The following is a 20524-nucleotide window of genomic DNA, read 5'->3' as shown; positions in this document are numbered from 1 at the left end:
CAATAAATATTAGTAAGAACGCATCACCTAGCCTTCCACTCTTAGGCTGTAAGCGTTGGGGAGCGTTAGCCATTGACAGGGGCGCTGACGGGTTTCAAGCAGTTTATCCCAGCTTTCTTTCAAACTGGTTTCCTGCGGGTGCTGGTTACCTTCCAGCACCATATCCAGCCGCTGGGTGGGCAGTTGTTGTAGCAATAGGGCTAGTGCTATTTCGCGGCTGTGGCCGGCCTGCGGCAGGTCTTCGCCTACTATCACCAGTACCCGGCCGTTTTCAGATAGCCATTGATTAAGCCGCTGCAGCGTAGGCTCTACTGCGTAGAACAGCGCGGTTTGCCCATTCGCTTGGCACTCTACCCAGGGGGCATACACTGTATTAACGGCCCTGGCCGTGCCTTTGTTGTGTAGACGTTGCTTTAAGGCTTCGCTGGCCGCGTTTTGATGCTCAATGCTGACAATGGCTTGTGGTAGGTCCGCATGAGAGAGCGTGACTTCGTTCTCTGTTGATTCGTGCGGGCTACTTTGGAGCCTAGGCGCTTGTGAACGGATGTTGAACATTCCTTGCGCCATCAACTCTGTGGTGTGCGCACTACCCAACACGACGACAGCATCATGTTGGGTGGCGTCGTAGTGCTCTAGCAATGCTACCGCGTAACCGGGGGGGAGCTGAGTACTTACCGGGCGCTGGCCATGCTGTAGGTAGTGCGTTAGTGCGTGTTCATCGCGCTGCTGGCGGGCACTGCGCGTGACATGTTGGCCAAGGGCGTTGGTGGTTTGCTGAATGTAGCTGCGCTGTTCGCCGAACAGGGACTCCAGCTTGCTTTCCAGTTGCCCAAAGCGTTCATTACTTTGTTGTAACGTGGTGAGCTGTTCGCTGAGCTGGCGGATGGTGATATCTTTTTCTTTTAGCGTTTGCTGGGCTTCTGTTAATTGGGCTTGAGACTCTTCGTGCTGCTTTTTGCGATTGGCAAAATAGTTTATGTATTTTTCGCGCTCTTCTTCACTTGCCTTTAGCTTTTCTTCCAGACTGGCCGCCTGCTCTGCCTTAACTGCCAGTTCATTTTGCAGGCTTTTTAGCTTTTCAGCGCGCTCTTCTGCTTGCTGTTTGCGGCCTACAAACCAGCCGTGGGTTTCTTCAAATTTGTGCTGCAGTTCTTGATGGGCTGTTTTTTCCGCCTGACGCTGCTCTTCTACTTGTTTTAGCTTGCTTTCGGTAGCCGCCAGCGTTTGTTGCGTATTGGCCTGTTGCTGTTGAGCCTGTTTCAGCTGCTTTGCCGTTTCACTCTGTGTTTGCTGATGCTGTTGGCTAGCTTTCTGCGCTTGGTTTAGCTGTATTTGCAGCGTTTCGGTTTCTTCTTTTAGTTGCTGACACTGTGCATGAGCTTCAGCCAGCTGGTTCGCTTTCTCTTTCAGCTGCGCTTGTGCTTGCTGCGCCGCTTCTTCCGCTTTTTGCTGGTGTTTTTTGCTTTGCTGTTGACTGGCTTCTAGCTGTTGCTGACGTTCTTGCAGCTGTTGTTTTAGGGCGGCTACTTCTTCTTGCTGCTGCTTGAGCTGAGTATGTAGTTGCGCTAGCTGGTCGGTTTTTTCTTTCAGCTGCGCTTGTGCTTGCTCCGCCGTCTCTTCCGCTTTTTGCTGGTGTTTTTTGCTTTGCTGTTGACTGGCTTCTAGCTGTTGCTGGCGTTCTTGCAGCTGTTGTTTTAGGGCGGCTACTTCTTCTTGCTGCTGCTTGAACTGAGGGTGCAGTCTCGCTAGCTGGTCAGTTTTTTCTTTCAGCTGCGCTTGTGCTTGCTGCGCCGCTTCTTCCGCTTTTTGCTGGTGTTTTTTGCTTTGCTGTTGATTGGTTTCTAGCTGTTGCTGGCGTTCTTGCAGCTGCTGTTTCAGAGCTGCTGTTTCTTCTTGCAGGCTTAGCAGCTGATCTTTCAGGGGATGACGGGTGAGTTGCCAATGCGGCCAGTCTGGGTCTTGCTGATTGACGTCAGTGATATCGAACCCTGCTTCTGCCAGTTGCTGCAGAATGTCTTTTGCCGCAATGCTACCCTGGTAATAGGGTTCTGGGTTGGCATATAGGTGCAATTGCTGAAACTGGTTGAGCTGGCCTGTTTCAATCAGTTCTTTAAGAATAGCCCCCTCTTCCCCGGGTGTTTGCAGCACAAGCTGGGCCCGTTCACCTTGCGCTGGCCCGTAATCGGCTAGCAGCTGGGTTGGGGTAAGGGTAGCCACACTGTGCGTTGCCGTAGTTTTCAACCCAGGGAACAGGCTCTTAAGCCCTGTGGCTGGGCGCAGGCTATTTGCTTCGGGCAGGTTATATTCATACAGCTGAGTGTTGGCCGAGCTTGGCGTGACAGCGGCTTCCACAATGGTAAGGGTGGCATCATCTGCTGCTTTATGACGTAGCTGCTGTGCCAACATGGGGTTTGGTTCTACCAGTACAATGCGCGTGGCACCACTCTTGCGCCACTGGGGGAGTTCACTTGCCTGGCCAGCCCCTATATGAAGAATCATCGACATGGTGTTGGTTTACCCCTTTTCAACCGGTTGCTGTGTTGGAGCGGGTAGTGAGGCCAAGGCACCCGGTCGGGTCGCTCTGTTTTCCTTCTGGCCATAGCGGATATAGTGAACCAGGGGGTTCAGGCCACTGTTTGTTACATCTTGGTAGTACAGCAGGTACCAGCTAGTATCAAATACTTCGCTGGGATTACGACCTTCGTACGCGCCCATCTTGAGATAGTGCTCGATGGGATCTATGGCAGCTTCAGCAATATCGGGATAGGCCTGCAGGTACCATTCCGCATCGAACAGGCCAGAGTTCGCCACTTGTTTTTTCTGCTGCTGAAGCTGTTCAGCACGCACTTTCTTATTCTTTTTGCCATGGCTATTAAGCGGGCTGACCAGCTTCCAGCGGGGGCTTTTGGTAATGCTATTAAGCTCTTTGTTTAGGTCGTAAATACGCCGGTTGGCTGACGCTAGGGCCAAGGCGCCTTCACGCTCGGCCTGCTGGTATTTGTACTCCCAGTCTGACTGGTGTTTTCTGGCCGCTGCCAGCTGGTTTTTGACTTCTGACATGTTGCCGTTCAGTACTTTGTTACTGCGTTCTAGGCCTTCCATTATTTCTCGCAGCTTAGCGAGGCGGCGTTGTAACAGCAGGTTCTCTTTCTGGCTGGCATGATGGGCGTTAACGCTGTGCTGGTGCTGTTGTTCGCTGTATTTAAGCTGGGATTCTCTTCTGGCCAGTTCTTTTTCTTGCTCTTTCGCTTGCAGGAACTTGGCCTCGAACGCTTCCTGCACCAAATGCAGCTGCTGTAGAAGTAGTTGGTTTTCGTGTTCTACATTTGACAGGCTGGCTTCCGCTTCCTGCTGTGCTTTTCTATGCTGGCCTTCCAGTGCTAACTTTTCGGCTTTCGTTTGTGCATGATCAGTTTGCTCCTTTTGCAGCATTACTTTTTGCTTTTCAGCGGCTTCACACTGTTTTAAAAGCTCAGTTTTTTGGGCCTGGAGGTCTGCTAGCTGTTTTGCTTGGTCTTTATGGGTGGCATTTAACGCCTTTAGCTGATGCTCTAGGGTAGATTTTTCAGCGTTAATCTTGGTAAGCGCCAGCTGCCCTTTTTTTAGGGCGCTCTGGAGCTTTTCTTGCTCAGCGTTAACTTCTTTGATGATAGATTGGTCTTTTTGCTGCGCTTGCTTGAGAGATGCATGCTCTTTTTCAAGTTGCTGATGGGCTTTTTGGCGAGCTTCTAACTGATGTTGCAGGCTTGCCTTTTCGGAGGTGGCTTCTTTACCTGCCGTTATGTGGCGCTCAAGCTCTTCTTGGACTAGATGCAGCTGCTCAAGCAACAGCTGATGCTCTTCACTGGCATTATTGAGTACGATTTCCTGCGCTTTTTTGGCCGACTGCAGCGTGGTGTGTTCTTTTTCCAGCGTAGCGTTTAATGCTTTGAGTGCAGCGTGATCGGCCTGTTCTTTTTTCAGTTGGCGCTGAAGCGCTTCACGTTCGGCTTGAGCGCTGTTGATGGCCGTTTGGTCTTTTTGCTGTGTTTGCAGCACGTTAGCGTGCTGCGCTTCAAACGTTTGGTACTCTTCTTTAAGCGCTTTATGTGCTTGTGCTAGCACTTGGCTGCTTTCACACTGTTGGAAAAGTGCCGTTAATTCTGAGTAAAGGTGATCAATCTCTTGTACTGGTGCAGTTGCTGACTCACCAATGGGCAAGGTACATGCTTCCAGCTGAGCCAGTAACAGGGGTAGTTCATGGCTTTGATGAACCGCCAGGGTAGCCAGCATCCAATAGTAAGGGTTAGCTTCTGCTGGCGGGTGTTGGCTATCTGACACTTGGCCTTCAGGCAATTCAATCTGCTGCTGCCAGTGGTTCCCTAACGTGATGGCACTTTGCGACATGCTTTGGCGGGCAGCATCGATATTGATGAGCACCACTCGCTTTCGGTTAGCTTTGAAGCACTCTATCATCGCCTTTGTGTGAGCCACCCATTGTGACAGCACTTCTGTGGGTGCGGCTCCCTGCTCCATGGCGTTTGCCAGCGTTTGTTGGGGGCTGGCATACGCTAACAACAACATTCCTTCTGCAGGCATCTCGCTTGTTAGGTCAATGCTGTGTGGCTTTGACGACTCAATCGATGTTGGAGTTACACAACCTAGGGCTTTCAGCAAAGGGGCCAGGCATTGCCAGTTGCTATAGGGGGTTGTGCCGAAAGTCACTGTCATTCAAGAAAGCTCCGTTTTTCACTTATCACGACGTAAAGAGAGTGGTTCAGTCAAATGTTCTAGCATCTTTGAAGCGCGCACCTAGGGCATCTTTTTCTGAGACCCCTGGCTGTTTGTTGTCCACCAACGGCCAGTCTATTGCTAACGTGGGATCATCCCAGCGAATACAGTATTCATCACCAGGGTTGTAGTAATCGGTACACTTATACTGAAATTCGGCTTCTTTACTGGTCACGTAGAAGGCGTGGGCAAAACCTGGTGGCACCCAGAGTAACTGCTTGTTCTCTGCGCTCAGCATGGCGCCTACCCACTGGCCAAAGGTGGGGCTGCTTTTGCGTAAGTCTACCGCTACATCAAACACTTCCCCCCGGGTCACGCGTACTAGCTTGCCTTGGGGCTTTTCAAGCTGGTAGTGCAGGCCACGTAAAATGCCGTGACTAGAAAGGCTGTGGTTATCCTGAACGAAGGTGTGGTTGCCGCAGTGCTGTTCAAATTCAGATTGGCGGAAGGTTTCCATGAAGAAGCCACGCTCATCGCCGAACACTTGGGGGGTGAGCAGTACCACATCCGGTATGGCAAGTTTTTCGTAATGCATAGCTGGTAGACCACCTAAATTAGCAGCGTTTTAATTGGCCACGGAAAACACGGACAAGGTCAAAACCAAAAACTAATAAATTAAAAAACCAAAAAAGAATTTAAAGTTTTGTCCGTGCCGTCCGTGAGTGTCCGTGACGAAATAGGTTTCCCGTGAGGGTCCGTGGCTAGATATTATCGTTTGGTTACCAAAAGGCGCTGTAGATACTGGCCGTATTGGGTTTTAGAGAGCGGTTTTGCCAACGTTGCAAGGTGTTCATCACTTACCCAGCCTTGCTGCCAAGCAATCTCTTCTAGGCAGGCAATTTTGAGGCCTTGACGGTGTTCGATGGTTTGCACGTATTGGCTGGCATCTAGCAAGCTGTCGTGGGTGCCGGTGTCTAGCCAGGCAAAACCACGGCCCAGGCGCTCTACGCGTAGATCGTCACGCTCAAGGTAGGCGTTATTAACGCTGGTGATTTCCAGCTCTCCGCGCTCGGAAGGCTTGACGTTTTTGGCAATTTCCACAACGTCGTTGTCGTAGAAGTAAAGACCCGTGACGGCGTGCGCTGATTTCGGCTTGGCCGGTTTTTCTTCAATGGAAATCGCTTTGCCGTCTGCGCAGAACTCCACCACGCCAAAGCGTTCGGGGTCTTTTACCAGGTAACCAAATACGGTGGCACCGCTGGCTTGCTGGTCTGCACGCTTTAGCTGCTCGGAAAAGTGCTGGCCGTGGAAGATGTTGTCGCCCAGCACTAAGCACACGGGGCTGTCGCCAATAAATTCTTCACCAATAATAAAGGCTTGAGCTAAGCCATCAGGGCTTGGCTGTTCGGCATACTGTAGGTGGATACCAAAGTCTTCCCCAGTACCCAGTAAGTTCTGGTATTGGGGTAGATCTTCAGGTGTAGAAATAATAAGGATATCGCGGATACCCGCCAGCATAAGTACTGAAATCGGATAGTAAATCATTGGTTTGTCGTAGACAGGCAAAAGCTGTTTGGAGACACCGCGGGTAATGGGATGCAGACGAGTGCCTGAACCACCGGCGAGAATGATGCCTTTACGCTGTGTTGATTGGCTCATATTGGCCCCTTGCTGTGTTACAGAATATAAGTTTAGCCACGGCTCCTTGCGGAAGACATGGACAAGGTCAAGGTAGATTCCCGATTCCCCACTCGGGAATGACGGTGGTGGGGTTGTCGGGAATGGCGACTACTGACTGCCATTCCCGTGTGCCCGCTGCCTTGTCATTCCCGCGTGCCTGCCGTCTTGTCATTCCCGCGTGCTTTTAGCGGGAATCCAGTTTGATGTTAGTACGCTGGCCTCGGCGGGTAAGGTCAAGTTGGATTCCCGATTACCCCACTCGGGAATGACGGGGGGGTGGAGTTGTCGGGAATGGCGGCTACTGACTGCCATTCCCGTATGCCCGCCGTCCTGTCATTCCCGCATGCCCGCCGTCCTGTCATTCCCGCGTGCTTGCCGCTCTGTCATTCCCGCGTGCTTTTAGCGGGAATCCAGTTTGATGTTAGTACGCTGGCCTCGGCGGGTAAGGTCAAGGTCAAGGTGGATTCCCGATTACCCCACTCGGGAATGACGGGGGTGGGGTTGTCGGGAATGACGGTGGTGGGGTTGTCGGGAATGACGGTGCCCTGCTGTCCTGTCATTCCCACGTGCCTGCCGTCTTGTCATTCCCGCGTGCTTTTAGCGGGAATCCAGTTTGATGTTAGTACGCTGGCCTCGGCGGGTAAGGTCAAGGTGGATTCCCGATTACCCCACTCGGGAATGACGGTGCCTTGCTGTCCTGTCGTTCCCGCATGCCCTTAGCGGGAATCCAGTTTGATGTTGGTACGCTGGCCTCGGCGGGTAAGGTCAAGGTGGATTCCCGATTACCCCACTCGGGAATGACGGGGGTGGGGTTGTCGGGAATGACGGAGCCCTGCTGTCCTGTCATTCCCGCGTGCTTGCCGTCTTGTCATTCCCGCATGCCCTTAGCGGGAATCCATTGTGGTTCTGCTAGCTAAGTTAAAGTATGTCAGGGTAGAGGTCTTTCCAATGTGGGTTGTGATTTTCGATTAATTGGATTTTCCACGCCCTGTTCCATTTTTTGAGTTGCTTCTCGCGCTTTATAGCCGCTTCCATATCACTTGCTTGTTCAACGTATACGAGTTGGTTGATTACATACTTTGCTGTGAAACCTTCGTATAACTGTTGCTTGTGCTGCCATACTCGCTGGGCCAGGTTGCTGGTCACACCGATATAGAGTGTGCCGCGTTTTCCGCTGGCCATTATGTATACACAAGGCTGTTTTTGCATGACGTGTTAACGATCAGGCTATTGATCCAGATATTCACGCAATGTCAGCCCCAGCTGGCTTTGCCAGGTGGGCATGGTGATGCCTAGTGCGCTTTCTAATTTACCTAGCGCCATGCGTGAGTTCAGCGGGCGTTGGGCGGGGGTTGGGTAATCAACCGTGGGGATGCCTGCGGTGCCTTCGGGGGTAATCGCGAGAATTTCCCCTGCCTCGCGGGTTTGGTTGAAAATTTCGCTGGCGAAGCCTTGCCAGCTGGTTTCACCTCTGGGGACGAGATGATAGATCCCAGAAGGAATGTGCAGTGTGAGGATTGAATCGTTAAGCGCACACCCTAATGCTGTTACCTGAGCGATTAGCCGGGCGGGGGTTGGCGCGCCGATTTGATCGTTGACAATGCTTAGCGCTTCCCGCTCGCGGCCCAGGCGTAGCATGGTTTTCATAAAGTTGTTGCCACGGGCGGCGTATACCCAACTGGTGCGAAAAACCAGGTGGCTGGCACCGCTGTTAACCACTGCTTCATCCCCTTCTAGCTTAGTTTGGCCGTATACGCTTAACGGGCCAGTGGGGCTGTCTTCTTGCCAGGGGTTTTCACCGTTGCCTGGGTAAACGTAGTCCGTTGAGTAGTGCACCAGGGGGATGCCCTGCTTGGCTGCATATTCCGCTAACTGCGCGGGTAGCTCGGCATTTAGGTGCCTGGCCTGCTGTGGCTCGCTTTCGGCTTTATCCACTGCTGTGTAGGCCGCCGCGTTGAGTATTAAGCCAGGCTGGTGTTTGGCAAGGTAAGTACCTACTGCTTCGGCGTTGGTTAAATCGAGTTCTTGGCGTGTCGGGGCCAGGATAGTGCCGAAAGGGGCAAATTGGCGCTGTAGTTCAAAGCCTACTTGGCCGTTACCACCGGTGATGAAGATATTCATGAAATACTCCCCAGTCGTTGGCCTTGGTAACTGCCGTCTTGCACGCGTTTCCACCAGGTTTCGTTGGCGAGGTACCACTGCACGGTTTTGCGTAGGCCGGTTTCGAAGGTTTCTTCTGGTGTCCAGCCGAGTTCTCGTTCAATTTTGCTGGCATCAATAGCGTAGCGTACGTCGTGGCCGGGGCGGTCGGTGACGAAGGTAATGAGCTCACGGTATGACTGTTCTTGTGGCACTAGCTCTTGGAGCAGGTCACACAACGTTTCAACAACGGTGAGGTTGGCTTTTTCGTTATGCCCGCCGATGTTGTAGGTTTCGCCAATTTCGCCTTCTGTGGCCACTTTGATTAAAGCGCGGGCGTGGTCTTCCACATATAACCAATCGCGGATTTGCTGGCCATTGCCGTAAACCGGCAGCGGCTTACCTGCTAGGGCGTTGAGGATCATCAGCGGGATTAGTTTTTCTGGGAAGTGATATGGCCCGTAGTTGTTGGAGCAATTGGTCACCAGTGTGGGCAGGCCGTAGGTGCGTTGCCATGCGCGCACTAGGTGATCAGAACTGGCTTTGCTCGCCGAGTACGGCGAACTAGGTGCATAAGGCGTGGTTTCGGTAAAGAGGTCGTCAGTGCCTTCCAAATCGCCATACACTTCATCTGTACTAATGTGATGAAAGCGAAAGGCTTCTGCCTTAGCTGCATCCTGCTGTTGTAGGGTTTTCCAGTACCCGCGGGCCGCTTCTAGCAATACGGCCGTGCCTACCACGTTAGTTTGAATAAACTCAGCGGGGCCGTCGATGGAGCGGTCTACATGACTTTCTGCGGCTAGGTGCATCACTACATCGGGCTGGTGCTGTTCAAACAGCTGCTGCATGGCCGAGGCGTCGCAAATATCTGCTTGCACAAAGGTGTAGCGTTCGTTGTCTTCCACACTTGTCAGCGACTCAAGGTTACCCGCGTAGGTCAGCTTATCGAGGTTAATCACCCGGTGCTGGGTGTTATTGATCAATTCACGTACTACTGCTGAGCCAATAAAACCGGCACCGCCGGTGACAAGAAAGGTTTTAGACATCCGTATTTCCTTTACTATTTTGCTGATTTGGTATGGTTGGCGGCTCGTCTTGTTGAGCAGCTTCTAAAGCTTCTAAATGTTCGCGGGCACTTATAATTTCTTTCTGTCGCAGAACCACGTCTTTTTCGATTAGGTGCAGTAGCCTGGGCAAGAATTGCTGCTCTTTTGCGGTGACAAGATTCGCTTTTGCCTTTTGAAGTTTTTGTCGGCACTGTTGAAGGTGTTTTTTTGCACCAGGAATATCACTTGGTAAATGTTGAGCGTTGACAGCTGCCGTTTTATTCGCAGCATTAGTTGGTATTGATTGACCTGTTTGCCGAGTGGATTTTTTGGCATCCGAGTCTTTGTGGTAATCACTAATGGCTGTTTTTACATCGTCGTACCAAAAGGCTTCACCCTCCTTTAGGTACACGCCTGCTTGGCAGAGATCTTTTAAAATCCCTTCGGAGTGAGAGACCATAATAATAGACGCTTGGCCTACTTTAGATTCAAAAAGTGCTTTGGCTTTTTCTTTGAAAGCTCGGTCGCCTACTGCGGTTGCTTCGTCGGAAATATACACGTCAAAATCGAATGAAAGTGACAGCCCAAATGAAAGCCTCGCGCGCATTCCCGAGGAGTACGTACGGACAGGTTCATCGAAGGCATCGCCTATTTCAGCGAACTCTTCTACAAAGGCAATCACGTGTTTTACTTCATCAGGCTTGCAACCTTGTGCGCGGGCAACGAACTTTACGTTTTGCCGCCCAGTCATGTTGTTTTGCATACCACCGGCTAACCCCACTGGCCAGGAAACGCGGCTATGGCGTATCACTTCACCGCGCTCTGGGGAGTCCATACCGGCAATCAAGCGCAGCAATGTGGATTTACCCGCGCCGTTGGAGCCAATCAACCCAACACTTACCCCTTGTGGAATAGTCAGGTTGATGTTTTTCAGTACCCAATCACTGCCATGATGGTTGTGGTAGCGCTTATAGAGATTTTTAACTTCTATCATGTGATTTGCTTTTAGAAGTGCCGAGTGGGGAGGTTAGTCACTGCCGAACAAATCGCGGGTATACACTTTTTCTGCTACGTCTGCTAATTCGCTGGCCATGCGATTGCTTAAGATTAAGTCAGCTTCCTGCTTGAACGTGTCTAGCTCCTTAATCACTCGGGAGTTGTAGAAGTGATCTTCCTCTAGGGCTGGTTCATAAACGATAACGTCAACCCCTTTTGCTTTAAGGCGTTTCATAACGCCTTGCATGGCGCTGGCGCGAAAGTTATCAGAACCCGTTTTCATAATTAGCCGGTACACACCTACCACACGTGGGTTGCGCTTTAGCACCGCTTCGGCAATGAAGTCTTTGCGAGTGCGGTTGGCATCCACAATGGCTTGAATCATGTTGCTGGGTACGTCTTGGTAGTTGGCGAGTAGCTGCTTGGTGTCTTTGGGCAGGCAGTAGCCACCATAGCCAAAACTGGGGTTGTTGTAGTGCTTGCCAATGCGTGGGTCTAGCCCCACCCCTTCAATGATTTGCCGCGTGTCTAGGTTGTGGGTTTCGGCATAGGTGTCTAGCTCATTAAAATACGCGACACGCATGGCTAAGTAGGTATTCGCAAACAGCTTGATGGCTTCTGCTTCGGTGCTGTTGGTTAGCAGAATAGGCGCATCTTTTTTAATCGCCCCTTGCTTTAACAGGTTGGCGAATTGCTCTGCTCGCTCGGAACGCTCACCTACAATAATTCGTGAAGGATAGAGGTTGTCGTAAAGAGCTTTGCCTTCACGAAGAAATTCGGGTGAGAAAATTAGGTTCTCTGTCTTGAATTTTTTGCTGGCGCTCGCCGTATAGCCCACCGGCACGGTCGACTTGATTATCATGACCGCGTGGGGGTTTACGTTGATCACTTGCTGTATCACGGCCTCCACGCTTTGGGTGTTAAACGTGTTGGTACTGGGGTCGTAGTCCGTGGGTGTGGCAATAATGACAATATCGGCATTGGCGTAGGCGTGTTCAGCGTTGGTGGTGGCCTTGAAGTGAAGGACTTCACGCTGAAGAAATTGGCTGATCTCGGTGTCTTCAATAGGTGATTGTTTTAGGTTTAGCTGGTCTACTTTTTCTTTAACGATATCTACCGCAGTCACGCTATTGTACTGAGCTAGCAGCATGGCGTTTGAAAGGCCTACGTACCCTGTTCCTGCTACAGCAATATTTTTCATAGGATCTCAAGCATTAACATTGTGTGACTGATTTTGGGCGGCTGCGCCGCCATTGCTGTACCACCCAGGGTTTTGTAGCGCGTGGTCAGCGAAGCGCACCCATAACCGATTAAATGCACAACTTTTGTAGCGCGGCGTAAGCGTTAGCGCACCCGCGGGTGCAGCGCGAAGCGGTGCTGTTTTGCAGCCACCGGCTTTACAGGGCGGCTGCGCCGCAGAATGTGGGAAGCTGCTTTAGCGAGCGATGGCGGTGCCGCTAGTCTAATTGTAGGAGGCCGCTTCAGCGGGCGATGGCGGCGCAGCCGCCCTTGAGACGCCCAGGCATAGTAGCTTGTATCATCGCGAGCTGAAGCTCCCTCCCACACAACACCGTGCCGCTAGTCTATTGTAGGAGGCCGCTTCAGCGGGCGATGGCGGCGCAGCCGCCCTTGAGACGCCCAGGCATAGTAGCTTGTATCATCGCGAGCTGAAGCTCCCTCCCACACAACACCGTGCCGCTAGTCTATTGTAGGAGGCCGCTTCAGCGGGCGATGGCGGTGCTGGTTACTTTCAATTGATAACCGTCAGCGGCTTGTTTTTACGTGCGTACATTGCTTCTAGCTCATCTTTTAGCGCATTTTTTGCAGTTTGATCGCCGTGTACCAAACGAATGGTGTGGGGCCAGCGGCGCATGCGTTTTACGAAATTGAGCAGGTCTTTTTGATCGGCGTGGGCTGAGTAACCGCTGATGGTGGTAACCCCTGCTTTGATGTCGATACGTTGGCCGTCTATTTCTACCCAGCCACCCTGTGGGCCGTAGTGCTGGATGGCTCGCCCTGGTGTGCCAGCACCTTGGTAGCCAACAAACAGTACTTGGTGGCGTTCATCGCTTAGCATGGCTTTTAGGTAGTTCATAATGCGCCCGCCTGCACACATACCGCTGGCGGCAATCACTACCGCTGGGCGGCCCGTTTTTGCTAGGTATTGAACCGTTTGTTCGTGGGCTTCGTGGCTTTCTACCGTATAGAGATTTTCAAAATTGAGCGGGTGGCGGCCACTGCGCAGGCGGCGATGGGCTTCTTTGTCCCAGTAGGGTTTTAACTGGCGGTAAATACGGGTAAAGCGGGCGGCCAAGGGGGAATCGACGATAATTTCTAGCTGTTGCCACTGGCTGTTCTTGCTGCGCTTGGCTTCATAAATAATACCTTCCAGCTCGTAGAGCAGCTCTTGAGTTCGGCCGATGCTGAAAGCGGGCACCATCACTGTACCGCCGTTGATGAGCGCTTGTTCTATGGCGTTTTTGAGCGTGGCACGGCGTTTGCGGCGGCCTGCATGCTGCCGGTCGCCGTAGGTGCTTTCTAGTACTAGCTGGTCGCAGCTGTAGGGCGATGTTGGTGCAGGTAGCAAAGGTGCATAGGGTGCACCGAGATCGCCACTGAAGACAACGCGCTCTTTGCGGCCATTGGCGTGCTGGTGAGCCACTTCAACATAGCTTGAGCCGAGTATGTGCCCTGCCCGCTTCAGCTTGATGCGCGTGGTGATGCCTTGATTGGTTTCTTTACGTTCATCTACCACGGTGTGCCACTTGCCGTAAGGCACGCTGACAATTTGTGATTGAAGCTGCGCTTGGAAGCGCTGGATTAGCTGGGCATTGCGGGTGAAGCCGATTTTTAGGGCGTCTTCAATCACCAGCGGTAGCAGTATGGCCGAAGGGATGGAACAGAGGATGGGGCCTTTGAACCCTGCGGCCAATAGGTAAGGCAGCCGCCCGACGTGGTCGATATGTACGTGGGTAATGACCAGCGCTTTAAGGGTGCTGATATCAAATTCAATTTGCAGCTGTTGGAAGCTGTCTTCTCGCGCGTCTTCGCCTTGAAACAGGCCGCAATCTACCAGCAGTGAGTGGTGTGTATTAAGAATAAGCTGGTGGCAGCTGCCGGTAACCCCCGTAGCACCACCATGGTGGATGATATCTAACATCGAAAATTCCTTTTTCGGTGGTGCTGTTGGGGGCTTTGCTGGTGTTGGTACGGTGCCGTTGGGCGGCTTCGCCGCCATTGCGGGTGCCTCGGTTTCGCTCGTTCCTCGCGACCTCGTTACACCGCACTACGTGTGCATTGACTTTGTAGCGCGTGGTCAGCGAAGTGCACCCATAACCGATTGAATGCACAACTTTTGTAGCGCGGCGTAAGCGTCAGCGCACCCGCGGGTGCAGCGCGAAGCGATGCTGCTTTGGAGCCACCAACCTTACAGGGCGGCTGCGCCGCCGTTGCGGGTGCCTCGGTTTCGCTCGTTCCTCGCGACCTCGTTACACCGCTCTACAAGTACAGATACAACCGCTGTTACGTCAGCGCACCCGCGGTGCAGTGTTCAATATAAATACAACGTTAGATTTTAGGCGGCTTGATTTTTCAAAAGTGGCCACGCCCCTTGCTTGGAGGCATCTAAAATAACGATTTCTGTGATTGTCCCGTCTTCTGCATAGCTAATATGCGTATTCCAGTTTTGAGACACTTCTTTGACGGTCGTTTTTTCTGACAAATGCAGCACTAAAATATCGTCAGCCTCATCGTAAGTAGTACGCATTACTTTTCCTCCCACTCAAAATGATGCATTACCGTTTTCACTACCATTTTGTCTTCTAGGACGGCTGCAAACCATAAAAGATTGTCTTGCCTATTAACAAAATGTTTTGCCACCCAGACTCGTACAGCATCTTTATGCTTAACCATACCTGCTTCTATCAATTCGATTAACTCGTCATCACTTATGTTTCTAGCAGCCATTCTTTCGCTGGCATGACGCGTAATGTGTACTTCTGAGTTAAATCGGTGGCTGTACATTGTTAAGGCTAGCTCACTTTCACATCAGGCGATGTAGCACGAAGTGGTGCTGGTGTTAGTTCGGTGCTTTTGGGCGGCTTCGCCGCCATTGCGGGTGCCTCGGTTTTGCTCGTTCCTCGCGACCTCGTTACACCGCACTACAAGTACAGATACGACCGTGTTACGTCATTGCAACCAGGCTACAAAACCTATCCTTTAATCTCGGTGGTCTTTCACGATCATGATGATCATGCTGAGAATGAAGGCTAGGAAGATGGTGATGATGGCGAAAACGCTGCTGTTATAAAGCCGGTTAGGCTCTGTTGGGTACTCTGGGAATAGCGGGCTTTGCAATACGCTAACCTGTTTGAGTTGGCGAGCGGCTTCTAAGCGGGTGTTTTCTAGTGCAGCTAGAGCACTGGAGTAAGTTTCCTGGGCGAACTGGGCCTGCAATTCCAAGGTTTCATACTCAGCAGAGATGCGGTTAAGCGAATTGCCCGCCGCTTGCGCTAGGCGGTCGCGCTGTTCAACAATTTGGTCGCGGAGCGCGGCGATGCTGCGCTCTACCTGGCGGAGCTCTGAAGATTGCGAGCTTTGGAAACTTGCTAGCGCGTTGCGCTGAGCCTGGAGGCGGGCTAGGTCACCTTCAAGCGTAGCGACTACTTGATTGATGCTTTCCACCGTTGATGTTGGCGATACTAAGCCATATTCGTTTTGGAAATCGAGTAGTTCAGAACGCGTATCGCGAAAGCGCTCTTCCAGGCGCACCATTTGCTGCTCTAAGAAACGAACCTGCTCTTCTGCTAGCCGATGACCCATTGCATTCATATGGTCCTCACCCGCTTCCAGTAGCAGTGAAGCCATATCGTGGGCGAACTCCGGCGTATAACCTTGAACATGGATATTGAGTACGCCTGCATATTCGTCTAGTTCGACGTTTACCCGGCGTAGATAGTATTTGTGCAGGTCTTCAATAGGCACATTAGGATCACGCAGTTTGGCAAAAATATCGCCATGCTCGTTGTAATGCTGACGAATGCCTAACTGTTCATCTAGCAAACGCAACATATCTACCGACAGCAAATGTTCACGTAGCAGTAACAGGTCGTGTGTGTTACCGCTTCCTCCGCCCATCAATGAGGAGAGGCTAAATTCTGGCGTCGCTATTTGAGGACTTTCTAGCACCACCGTTGCCCGGGATACATAACGCTCTTCCGCCCATACAAACCAATAAAAACTGACAAGTGCAATGGCAATAAAGGCTACCGCCCACTGAGGCGACTTTTTGACAAACCGAGTGATTGAAACGCGCATGAATTATTTAGCCTTTAACCGATCAACAAAACGAAGGTGCATTACTAGCCCTAGGGCATTTAATGAAAGTGTGACTAACCAAAAGTAGAGCATGCTGGTACCGTGCACTACTTCATAGTTTTCAAAAAAGCCTAAGCGAAGCGTTTCTAGCCCATGGGGAATAGGGTTAAGCATTAAGTATTCCAGCAACCAATGAGGCATTTGATTCAAAGGTAAAATAACGCCTGAAATAATTAATAGCGGCAGCGATAGCATACGAATTACTTTGCCGACTTCAGGCACCATGGTGGCCACTACCGAAGTGACAAGCCCTAACCCAAGACCTAAAAACCATAGCGATAACCACGCTGCCATAGCACGAATTGCGTTATCTGGATAAAGTTCCAGGCCAAGCATTAAGCCGCCACAGATAAAAATCAGAAACACAAAGGTACGCAGCATTCCTTCTAGAAAATTGCGCACCAACACTGGGTCTATTGGCTGTACCTGCCGATAAGCAAATAGTGCGCTATTACCCTCAATCGCGCCCATACCGCGAATCATGCCTTCACGTACTAAGAAAAAGCCCATCAAACCCGCAATCATCCAAGGAATGAATGGAGCATTTACAATTAGTCGATCACCGCGTATGAAACTGCGAATCGCCACCATAATGCCCACCATCGCGACTGGTTCAAAAATCATCCAGAACCAGCCCATACGGTCAGCCATGGTGCGGGAAATGGCTTCGCGCATAAACATGGCGTACCACACGCTACGGGTTACTTGCCAAGGCGTGCGGGCACCTTTCGGTGCACCTTTTACATTTGCCATAGCTCTACTTTTTAATGTGGAATAATTTAAGTGGCGGTTAATACTTGCCACGGATACTCACGGAGGACACGGACAAGATCAACAGCACACAAAAACTTCTTGGTTTTTGTCCGTGGCAACATGCGACTTCCGTGGCTCACGCTATTACAGATCGACTGCGACACGGGTGGCGACGGCGATTTGGAACAGTATTTGTGTCAGCGTGGAAGCTAGCTGCAGGTTGTGGGTAGGAGCAGCGGGCATGACAAGAATTTCATCACCCGGGCGTAGGTTAACGTTGCGGGCGTTTTCTACCGCGCCGTTCTGGCGAACAATGAGAATATGATCTTCATCGGCGCGGTTAGTGAAGCCACCGGCACTTTCAATGTAGTCGATCACGTTCATGCCCGGGCGAAACACTGCGGCTTGAGGCACCAGCACTTCTCCGCTAATCAGCATGGAATCACTGATTTCAGGAATAGTGATAATGTCGCCATCCTGTAACCGAATATCAGAGATTCTATCGTTGTAGGCGACTACTAAACGTCCACTAGGCTCTAACTCTCGGGCACGTTCAACGAAGTCTTGAATAAGTTCGGCTTCTTGGGCACGAATTTTCGCTTCTTCGTTGGTGCTAGATTCAGCGCTTAAATACGTGGTTTCTAAACGGCGTAAGCTATCTTCCATAGATTGCTTTTGCTGCTGCCTGACGCTTTCACGCTGTAGTGAAATGCTTTCCACCGCGGTCATGTTCTCTGGCACGGGGATGGCGTCTAGCAGTTCACTTAGGCGTGCATCGCGAGGTAAGGCAAATCTAGAGGGGCCGTAATAGCTGCCTTCCACCTCGACCACGATGGTTTCACTGCGCTTGTCAGCGCTAAACAGTACTTCATCGCCACTGCGGATGGTTTGTCCGTAGAACATATCTAGGGGGAAGTATTGGGCAAACGGGCCATCATCACGGTTACCGCGTAACAGCACATGAGAAACACCGCTTCTTAGGCGTGCCAGGTTTACTAGCTCAGCACCGCTTAGCTGGTTACCCAGCAGCTCGTAGCGGTGTTCACGATGAACATCGCCGCCTACGGCAATGGCTGGACCGCGCTCTTCTACAACAATGGTGTCGCCATCTTGAAACTGCGGGCGGGCAATAGAGCCATTAATAAGGAAGTCATACAGATCGACTGTAGCTACGGTACGGTCGTTACGCATCACGCGAATTTGTCGGTAGCTACCTAGGTCTTGGTCGATGCCGCCTGCTTGATCCAAAAAGTACAGTACTGAATCATTCGGGGTGCCTGCAAAGCGGCCTGGATTTTCTACATAGCCAGTCACGAACACGGCAACAGGCTGCACGCCTTGTACGTTGGTATAAACTTGAACATTTTCTGGATAAACCGAGGTAATGGCACCGCGCACGCTGCTTTCTACCTGCTGGCTATTTTGGCCTTCTACATTTAATGGGCCTGAGCCGGGAATAAAGATATTACCTTGAGCATCTACCGGTAGCACTCGTTCAAATTCAAGCGCGCCCCAAACTCGCACGGTAATTTGGTCGCCGGGCTTAACTTGGTAACCGGCATTTAGGCCATCTCCCATCGCACCGCGAAACCCACCGGTAAACAGGTTGGCACCGAACGGCGGAAGAACATCAGGGTTTTGCGGTTGCGCTGACACAGGGCCATACGTTCCGCTACGCCAATCAGCCCGGGGGGTGTCGTTTACTTGTTCTACCTGCTGCTGGCTAGCTTGTTCTTCCGGCAGAATGGTGTTGGGCAGGCTGATACTTTGCGCCCAACTCGTACTGCTTATTAGGCTACTGACAAGCAACAGTGACACAGCGGCTAAAGGGCGTTTCAACGAAAGCCGCTTGATAAGACGAGTAGCATTCATTAGTAGCGCCCTTGTGCTGCAGTAGTTGAAGAAGACATGCTTTGATTTAGCACGCGCTGGTTAACCCAACCATTGGGCGTTTCACAGGTAAGAGCCGTGCGAGCTGCGCCACTTCCTGCTTCTACTACCCGTAGCTGACGGCACTCTCTACCGCTGGCGGCTAAATAAGGCGCATCGGCGATAATTTCGACGTTATCACCCCATGGGCTGCGCGCTACGTTTATTACTGCCCCGGCAGGCGCTTGGGATAAAAAGCCATTGAGGTTGTCATCTGCCAGTAGTTTGGCTGAATCTGTGTTTAGCACGTACTGCGCTTGCTGCTGTGTGCTATTGGGATAAGTAGCGCAACCGCTTACTACGGCAACACTTAACGCAGCCAGCAGCATGCGAGCTGGCCGCGCTAGAGAAACGGGGATATTTGACATGATAATTTTCCAGTAAAAAGGCACGCTACCGCCCAGGGATTCATACGGGCGCATTCCCTTGCCCTACGCTGTGCGGCTAAAAATGTGGTTAACCTGTGCTATTGATGCGAATTCATTGTAAGGGATTAAAACGCAAGGCTCTACGTTGACAAACGTTATACAAGCAGTTCAGTAAATTTTGCCTTCCTGATTTTTAGCTAAATAAAAAAGCCGACTATATTTTAGTCGGCTTTTTTTATCAATAAATCATAGACTTAAAATTCACACACAAGGTTCAGCAATGGCTTTTATTCTGGGTTACGTTTGCATAAATTCCCCACAGGGCAGCCAGTAAAAAAGCATACATCATGACCCCACTGTTATGTGTTAGAAACACTTGGGATAAGCCAAAATCAATATAGGTAACAGGGAGTAACACACCCGCTGTGGCGATAGAGCGCGTTGTTAAATCGTCAGCCGCTATTTGTTTGCCAAATAGCCGCATAGGAATGATGTACAACGCTAGTAACGCTAGCAAGCCAAGCAACCCCCGCTTAGCAAAAGCATCAACAAACTCGTTATGGGCATGGCCATACTGAGATGCTTCTTTATTAATGACGCCCTGCTCTCCTAGCTGGGCCATTGCCTGTTTATAGCCATTGCTGCCCCAGCCTGTTAGCGGCTTTTCTTGGATCAGTAGTGCAGCGCCTCTCCACATTTCAAACCGGGACCCCAGTGAAGTAGCGCGATCCTCTCCTGATACATAAAGGCGTATATCTTGCACCGCTTGTTGCACCCTAACTTCAACACCTGTTTTGGGGATTGAGTACATCGCTATTCCCCCGGCTAACATTACCCCTAACGTCAACGCTTTAAAGATAATAGGCAAGTTAGTTCCATACGCGCGGTACAGCACCAACAGTACGATGGGTATTCCAACCCACCCCCCACGACTACCTGAGAGCAGAGAAGCTATAATGCCTCCAAAAGCACCAAGTAACAGAAGCGCTACCCACCAATAGCGTTGACGCTGGACAACTGCCCAACCTAAACCGGCTAAACACAGCACGCCCAGCAACATACTAAGGTTGCCAAACTGAATAACATGGGTGTGACCTTGAGCACGCCATACGCCATCGACTTCTTTCTGCCATATGGCCCACCCGCCCGCCGCTAACGCGCCTAGCGCCATACCACTCCATAAATATGCCAGACGGGGGGGATATGCAATGACCCACCACATAGCGGGCACAGCGAAAATAAAACGGATAGGCTTATCGATACCTCTACTGCCTTGAGCATCCCACCAGACCTCGGCAAGGCTAACAAGCGCGTAAGCTAATAGCGCGGCAATTACCCAACGATCTTGGTTTGTGAGCGTTGGCAAACGTCTGGCTAATAGCAGCCCAGTCCCTGATAAAAATAGAACTACCGCGCCTAGCGAGTAACCGCTAGGTACCACCAACGCCATAGCCCCTAACAAAAAAACTGCCACACTGGTTAACCAATGTGGCGTAACATTTTCAGCCAATTTTTTAGACATCATCA

Annotated in this window: 19 protein-coding genes; 1 reads left to right on the top strand and 18 read right to left on the bottom strand. The window is 51.3% G+C overall.

Annotated elements, in window-relative coordinates; genetic code table 11:
• Positions 1–27 precede the first annotated feature (27 nt).
• From M0220_RS13485 to M0220_RS13465, 5 genes are all read right to left on the bottom strand, one after another.
• Positions 28–2505 carry a coiled-coil domain-containing protein gene (locus M0220_RS13485; protein WP_264017911.1) on the bottom strand — a complete coding sequence of 826 codons (2478 nt, stop codon included), beginning with the start codon at positions 2503–2505 and terminating at the stop codon, positions 28–30.
• 9 nt (positions 2506–2514) lie between these two features.
• The gene (locus M0220_RS13480) at positions 2515–4710 is read right to left on the bottom strand and encodes a coiled-coil domain-containing protein (RefSeq protein ID WP_264017910.1); all 2196 of its coding nucleotides are present in this window, start codon (positions 4708–4710) and stop codon (positions 2515–2517) included.
• Between the two features lie 46 nt (positions 4711–4756).
• Entirely contained in the window at positions 4757–5305 is a 549-nt protein-coding gene (rfbC, locus tag M0220_RS13475; RefSeq protein ID WP_264017909.1) for a dTDP-4-dehydrorhamnose 3,5-epimerase, read from the bottom strand.
• A 173-nt stretch (positions 5306–5478) separates the two neighbouring features.
• Entirely contained in the window at positions 5479–6369 is an 891-nt protein-coding gene (gene rfbA, locus M0220_RS13470) for a glucose-1-phosphate thymidylyltransferase RfbA (RefSeq protein ID WP_264017908.1), read from the bottom strand.
• Positions 6370–6436: 67 nt separating this feature from the next.
• Positions 6437–6562: a hypothetical protein gene (locus tag M0220_RS13465; protein WP_264017907.1), complete on the bottom strand. Its 126-nt coding sequence runs from the start codon at positions 6560–6562 to the stop codon at positions 6437–6439.
• 119 nt (positions 6563–6681) lie between these two features.
• On the opposite strand from M0220_RS13465, the gene M0220_RS13460 reads away from it, so the two are divergent.
• Positions 6682–7110 carry a hypothetical protein gene (locus M0220_RS13460; protein ID WP_264017906.1) on the top strand — a complete coding sequence of 143 codons (429 nt, stop codon included), beginning with the start codon at positions 6682–6684 and terminating at the stop codon, positions 7108–7110.
• A gap of 198 nt (positions 7111–7308) precedes the next feature.
• Here the strand turns inward: M0220_RS13460 and M0220_RS13455 are convergent, their stop codons facing one another.
• From M0220_RS13455 to M0220_RS13395, 13 genes are all read right to left on the bottom strand, one after another.
• Complete coding sequence (locus M0220_RS13455; RefSeq protein WP_264017905.1) at positions 7309–7599, bottom strand: GIY-YIG nuclease family protein; 291 nt, start codon at positions 7597–7599, stop codon at positions 7309–7311.
• Between the two features lie 18 nt (positions 7600–7617).
• The gene (gene rfbD / locus M0220_RS13450) at positions 7618–8511 is read right to left on the bottom strand and encodes a dTDP-4-dehydrorhamnose reductase (protein WP_264017904.1); all 894 of its coding nucleotides are present in this window, start codon (positions 8509–8511) and stop codon (positions 7618–7620) included.
• Positions 8508–9575: a dTDP-glucose 4,6-dehydratase gene (gene rfbB, locus M0220_RS13445; protein WP_264017903.1), complete on the bottom strand. Its 1068-nt coding sequence runs from the start codon at positions 9573–9575 to the stop codon at positions 8508–8510. Before rfbB ends, rfbD begins: the two co-directional genes overlap by 4 nt.
• Entirely contained in the window at positions 9568–10569 is a 1002-nt protein-coding gene (locus M0220_RS13440; protein ID WP_264017902.1) for an ABC transporter ATP-binding protein, read from the bottom strand. Before M0220_RS13440 ends, rfbB begins: the two co-directional genes overlap by 8 nt.
• A gap of 33 nt (positions 10570–10602) precedes the next feature.
• A complete protein-coding gene (locus tag M0220_RS13435) occupies positions 10603–11772 on the bottom strand; it encodes a nucleotide sugar dehydrogenase (protein ID WP_264017901.1) in 1170 nt (389 codons plus the stop codon).
• Positions 11773–12321: 549 nt separating this feature from the next.
• On the bottom strand, positions 12322–13731 hold the full coding sequence (locus M0220_RS13430; protein WP_264017900.1) for an MBL fold metallo-hydrolase RNA specificity domain-containing protein: 1410 nt from the start codon (positions 13729–13731) through the stop codon (positions 12322–12324).
• A gap of 414 nt (positions 13732–14145) precedes the next feature.
• A complete protein-coding gene (locus tag M0220_RS13425; protein ID WP_264017899.1) occupies positions 14146–14337 on the bottom strand; it encodes a DUF2283 domain-containing protein in 192 nt (63 codons plus the stop codon).
• Positions 14337–14537, bottom strand: a complete 201-nt coding sequence (locus M0220_RS13420; RefSeq protein ID WP_264017898.1) for a DUF4258 domain-containing protein — start codon at positions 14535–14537, stop codon at positions 14337–14339. Before M0220_RS13420 ends, M0220_RS13425 begins: the two co-directional genes overlap by 1 nt.
• A 252-nt stretch (positions 14538–14789) precedes the next feature.
• On the bottom strand, positions 14790–15887 hold the full coding sequence (locus tag M0220_RS13415) for a chain-length determining protein (protein ID WP_264017897.1): 1098 nt from the start codon (positions 15885–15887) through the stop codon (positions 14790–14792).
• A 3-nt stretch (positions 15888–15890) separates the two neighbouring features.
• A complete protein-coding gene (locus M0220_RS13410) occupies positions 15891–16700 on the bottom strand; it encodes an ABC transporter permease (protein WP_264017896.1) in 810 nt (269 codons plus the stop codon).
• A gap of 144 nt (positions 16701–16844) precedes the next feature.
• Positions 16845–18572, bottom strand: a complete 1728-nt coding sequence (locus tag M0220_RS13405) for a polysaccharide biosynthesis/export family protein (RefSeq protein WP_030071893.1) — start codon at positions 18570–18572, stop codon at positions 16845–16847.
• Positions 18572–18997 carry a DVU3141 family protein gene (locus tag M0220_RS13400; RefSeq protein ID WP_264017895.1) on the bottom strand — a complete coding sequence of 142 codons (426 nt, stop codon included), beginning with the start codon at positions 18995–18997 and terminating at the stop codon, positions 18572–18574. The genes M0220_RS13405 and M0220_RS13400 overlap by 1 nt, the downstream gene beginning before the upstream one ends.
• 274 nt (positions 18998–19271) lie before the next feature.
• The gene (locus M0220_RS13395) at positions 19272–20522 is read right to left on the bottom strand and encodes an O-antigen ligase family protein (protein WP_318784685.1); all 1251 of its coding nucleotides are present in this window, start codon (positions 20520–20522) and stop codon (positions 19272–19274) included.
• Between the last annotated feature and the right edge of the window lie 2 nt (positions 20523–20524).

The sequence above is a fragment of the Halomonas qinghailakensis genome (genome assembly GCF_025820815.1).
Lineage (GTDB): Bacteria > Pseudomonadota > Gammaproteobacteria > Pseudomonadales > Halomonadaceae > Vreelandella > Vreelandella qaidamensis.
This window is presented reverse-complemented; position numbering and strand designations above follow the sequence as displayed.